The sequence below is a fragment of the Mesorhizobium sp. M6A.T.Ce.TU.002.03.1.1 genome (assembly GCF_003997275.1).
Lineage (GTDB): Bacteria > Pseudomonadota > Alphaproteobacteria > Rhizobiales > Rhizobiaceae > Mesorhizobium > Mesorhizobium mediterraneum.
In genome coordinates this window covers 1-4,615 of record NZ_RZTI01000227.1, presented here as the reverse complement: position 1 = coordinate 4,615, position 4,615 = coordinate 1, and the positions used below count along the sequence as shown (strand labels likewise).

Below are 4,615 nucleotides of genomic sequence, written 5' to 3'. Positions count from 1 at the left end.
GCCGCCGTCAATGTCCGCGAATCGGCAATCACGACGCTGGCCGTTCGCGGCGCGCTCGATGCGGCTCAGGTCGCGGCGGCCGAGCGGTTCCGAGCATTGTGGGAGGCCATGGGCGGCGCGGGCGTCTCCTCGATCGATCCGGGCCGCATCGTCGTCGATGGCGGCAAGGTGCCGGACGGGATTAGCCAGCGCCAGATCGCGGCCTGATGCTAAACTACCGCTTAGGGTGGAAACTTGCCGTATGCGCGCCTGTCGGAACGAAGTGATTGCGGCAAGGAGCGGACGTCGCCCCGCCTATGCGGCTTGCTCACTCTAGCGTCGGGGCGGTCCGCAGACCGTTGAATCGAATCGCTACGAAGCCCACGGGCAGACCTTAGCCTCCTGCGCTGAGCATTTCGATGATTGTTAAATCCAAACACAGGACGGTGGCCGTCGAGCGAGTTTTCAGCAGCCCATTTCCGCAACCCTATTAATGTGCAACTTGGGAAGCTGCCGACATCAATTCCTCGGGATTCAGCGCTCTGAAGGTGTTGAGGCCATCCTCCAGAACTTCAGTGAAGTTCCAGCGTACGATGCCCGCCCGGTCGATTAGGAACTGACCGACAAGCTGCGCCTGGCTGGAAGCCATCGCCTGCTGATCGACTTCCGTAATCTCATATCCTTCCTTCTTGTTAAGAAATTCATTCATTGCCATGACGTCCATAGGCTCGGGCAACTCGCCCGGGAGATGGAACGGTATCGCCATGACCGTGTCCATCCCGACCTCGCGCAAGCCGAAAGCACGGTGCGAGGCTCGCTCCGGGTCGGATGCGGCGAGAAGATCGGGTGCCGGGTGGTAACGGAAATAGAGCCGCGCCCGCTCGACCGGCGTATTGACCACAGCCAGGCATTCGACGCCTTTCTCACGCAGGGCCGGCTTGAGTTGCGCCATCGCCGCGACATGGCGCCGGCAGAACGGACAGTGCAGGCCTCGGAACAAACCGATCAACAACGGGCTACGGCCTCGAAAATCATCGAGCGCGATCTTGCCTTCGCGTGAGATCGCATTGAGCACAACATTCGGTGCCCGGTCGCCCGGCTGCAGCGGGCGGTCAACACTACTCGTGGACATGGACAACCTCCTCGCCCCGGGGTCAGTCAGGGAAAGCAGCACACCCAGCGTTTCGGAGGCGATCAAGTGCTGGGGCGAAAGCTTCCTGTGCCAAGGCAATAGCTTTCGACCTCTGTCATATTGCCGAGGTCGAGATTACGCGCGTTGTAAGCCCATCATAACACGAAAAAGCATCTGCGGGTGCCGCCAAATGTGGTGAATTACCTTACGCGAGCGCACTCCCGAATGCTCTTGCGCTGAAGGTCAGGTTCCCGACCTCGATTTGGAGGTTCGGGTCGTCGGTTCGAATCCGGCCACTCCGACCATTTCAAAACTTAGACTTGTCCCCAGAAATCGATCATGCCCCAGCCGCTGGCACAGGCAGCTCCACCGGCCGCAACTGCCGCTGGTGGCGGTATTCGAGCGCGATGGCACCCCAGATCAGGCCGAGCAGCAGATAGACATGGCGCCAGTGGTCGATGTCGATGAAGGTGCCCAGCCCGATATTGCCGATGAAGGCGACATAGGCACACAGAAGATAGGGCTGCCACGGCCTGTCGCGCAGGAGAATGCGGAAGCCGGCCGCTATCGTCCAGCAGGTCAGCGCCAGAAACGATACGAAGCCCAGCCAGCCATAGTCCATCAGCATCTTCAGCCAGATGTCGTGCGTGTCCTCGCCGAAAATCGTGCCGAAGACGAGCGGGCCGATGCCGAGCGGATGCTCCAGCGCCATCTGGAAACCGATCGTGTAGCGGGCGAAACGGCCGAGGCGGGCGGTGTCGTAGCTCTGCTCCAGTTGGGCGCGGCTGGAAAACATTTCCGAAACGCCCGGCAGCTGCAGGATGACGAGCATCGCCATCACCAGCAGCGAGATGGCGGCGATGGTCATGACGACGACGCGCAGCCGGAACTTGCCGCTGGCGCTCTGCAGGAACAGAGCGCCGGTGAGCAGGATCGCCGAAACGCCGAACATGCCCCAGGCGCCACGCGAGAAGGAGAAGAAAATGCCGGCCGTGATAATCAGCAGCGGCACTGCCAGCAAGGGCATGCGTGAGACGGGACCCGTCAGCATGAGATAGAGCAGATAGATGCCGGGAAGCACCAGGAACGGCCCGAACACGTTCGGATCCTGGAAGGCGCCGGTGGCGCGGTCGTATTTGGTGAATATCTCCGCCCCTGGGAAGGCATGGAAATAGCCTGCTATGCCGAGCAGCGAGGTCAGCACCGCCGATATCACATAGGCCAGGAAGATCGACCGGTAGAGACTGGACTGGACCGATGTCACCGAGGCGACGAACACTGCCGTGAAGGCGAGGAACAGCGACACTGAGAGATAGAGCGGCGCGCCGGTAATATCCGACATCTGGGTCATCGAGATCATGCCGCCAATGTTCATGATCACCAGCAGCACCAGCAGCGGCGCTGCCGCGCGCGATATGCGCAGGCCGAACAAGGCCCACACCACGATCAGCCCGGCCATATAGAGGTCGTATGGGGCAGGCTCGGCAATGACGAACCCGGACAGGAAGACGCCTAGGAAAACCGCGCCCGATGCAATCAGCGCGATCAGCTTGGCATTAACTGAGGCCGGCCGCAGTTCATTCGTGACGGTGCTCAATAAGCATTTTCCGTGTTGAGCAGCCGGATCGGTGTCAGGAACAGGATCCTCAGGTCGAACAGCAGCGACCAGTTCTCGATATAATAGAGGTCGTACTCCGTCCGCATGCGGATCTTCTCATTGGTGTCCATCTCGCCGCGCCAGCCATTGATCTGCGCCCAGCCGGTGACGCCGGGCTTGACCTTGTGGCGTGCGAAATAGCCGTCGACCACCTCATTGTAGAGAAGGTTGTGCGACTGGGCGGCAATGGCGTGCGGGCGCGGCCCGACCAGTGACAGCGAACCGAAAAGCGAATTGAAGAACTGCGGCAGCTCGTCGATCGAGGTCTTGCGGATGAAACGGCCGACGCGGGTGACGCGCGGGTCGTTCTTGGTCACCGTCTGTTTGGCCGTCGGGTCCGCCTTGTCCGTGTACATCGAACGGAACTTGTAGACCTCGACGATCTCGTTGTTGAAGCCATGCCGCTTCTGGTGGAACAGCACCGGCCCCTTGCTGTCGAGCTTAATGGCGATCGCGGTCACCAGCATGACCGGCGAGAACACGATGATGCCGATGAGCGAGAAGACGATGTCGAAGGCGCGCTTGGCGACCGAATCCCAGTCGTTGATCGGCTTGTCGAAGATATCGAGCATCGGCACGGAGCCGATGTAGGAATAGGCGCGCGGCCGGAACTGCAGCGCGTTCGAATGCGCCGAGAGCCGGATATCGACCGGCAGCACCCACAGCTTCTTCAAAAGCTGCAGGACGCGCGATTCGGCGGTCAGCGGCAGCGACACGATCAGCATGTCGATGCGGGCGATGCGGGCGAACTCGATGAGCTCTGAAACGGTGCCGAGCTTTGGGTAGCCGGCGACGATGGGTGGCGAGCGCTTGTCGCCGCGGTCGTCGAAGATGCCGCAGATGCGGATGTCGTTGTAGGGCTGCCTTTCGACGGAGCGGATCAGGACTTCCGCCGCCGTGCCGCCGCCGACGATGACGGCGCGGCGCTCCATGCGCCCGTCGCGCGCCCAGCGCCGGATAAGCTTCGACATCAGCAGCCTGAGCCCGAAGATCAGCAAGAAGCCGACGACGAACCAGGTGCCGAAAAACAGGCGCGAATAGTCTTCCGACGTTTTCATGACGAATGCCGTGAGCGCCATCAAGGCGAATGTCCCCGCCCAGACCAGCAGGAGACGGCCGAAATTGGCGATCGGGCGCATCAGCGAGACGATCTGGTAGCAGTCGGTGACGTCGAGCAGCACCACGGCAAGGAACGAGGCGGCGGCGATCGTCAGCGGATATTGCCAGGCGAGATGGCTGAAGAAGCCGACATAGTAGAAATAGACGCAGAGACCCGACAGGAACAGCAGCGCGAATTCGACCAGTCGCAAGACGCCGCTGACCATGATCGGCGACATGGTATCGCGCCTGTATTGCGACGCGACCTGACGGGCGACGTCGTTCATCCCGCCAAGGCTATCGCCATTCGCCGGGCCGTCGAATTTGCGCACCGCGTCTATCGAAAAGCGGCGAGCGGGATCGATCTCGTTCATGGGTGCATCCGCAAAGCTTCCCTCAGGTGAATAGCAAAAGAGAGCTAAGAAACCCTTGAAACAACAGGTGGCTTTGGAGAAGCTTTAGGGCTAGCGCCTTTTTGGAGCTAACGCTTGAGCGCGGCGAAATAGGCCGTCTCGATCGCGGCGGCCATCACGTCGGCGCCGAATCGCGCCTTGAGGTCGGCGGTGTCGGGCATCAAAGCGCCATAGGCTTTGGGGTCGGCCAGCGCCGCGCTCATCTTGTCGCCGAGCTCGCGCGGGTCGGGCCGGATCAGGGCAGGGGAACCGGCGCCAAGGATTTCCGGGATGCCGCCGACGGCGGTGGCGATCATCGATTTGCCGGCGGCGAGCGTCTCCAGCACGATATAGGGC

At 61.4% G+C, this 4,615-nt stretch carries 3 protein-coding genes and 2 pseudogenes; 1 reads left to right on the top strand and 4 read right to left on the bottom strand.

The genetic code is table 11. From position 1 onward, the window contains the following. Positions 1 to 207: pseudogene (locus EOC93_RS34335) on the top strand (hypothetical protein); the annotation flags it as partial. Positions 208 to 469: 262 nt separating this feature from the next. Here EOC93_RS34335 and EOC93_RS32605 read toward each other — a convergent pair. The 4 genes and pseudogenes from EOC93_RS32605 to EOC93_RS32590 all read right to left on the bottom strand — a co-directional run. Continuing rightward, positions 470 to 1,111, bottom strand: a complete 642-nt coding sequence (locus tag EOC93_RS32605; RefSeq protein WP_127206661.1) for a peroxiredoxin-like family protein — start codon at positions 1,109 to 1,111, stop codon at positions 470 to 472. A gap of 337 nt (positions 1,112 to 1,448) precedes the next feature. Continuing rightward, positions 1,449 to 2,708 carry an O-antigen ligase family protein gene (locus tag EOC93_RS32600; RefSeq protein ID WP_127206660.1) on the bottom strand — a complete coding sequence of 420 codons (1,260 nt, stop codon included), beginning with the start codon at positions 2,706 to 2,708 and terminating at the stop codon, positions 1,449 to 1,451. Continuing rightward, positions 2,705 to 4,240 carry an undecaprenyl-phosphate glucose phosphotransferase gene (locus EOC93_RS32595; protein ID WP_127206659.1) on the bottom strand — a complete coding sequence of 512 codons (1,536 nt, stop codon included), beginning with the start codon at positions 4,238 to 4,240 and terminating at the stop codon, positions 2,705 to 2,707. The genes EOC93_RS32600 and EOC93_RS32595 overlap by 4 nt, the downstream gene beginning before the upstream one ends. A 107-nt stretch (positions 4,241 to 4,347) precedes the next feature. Further along, positions 4,348 to 4,615 (bottom strand): annotated as a pseudogene (locus tag EOC93_RS32590) (glycosyltransferase family 1 protein); the annotation flags it as partial.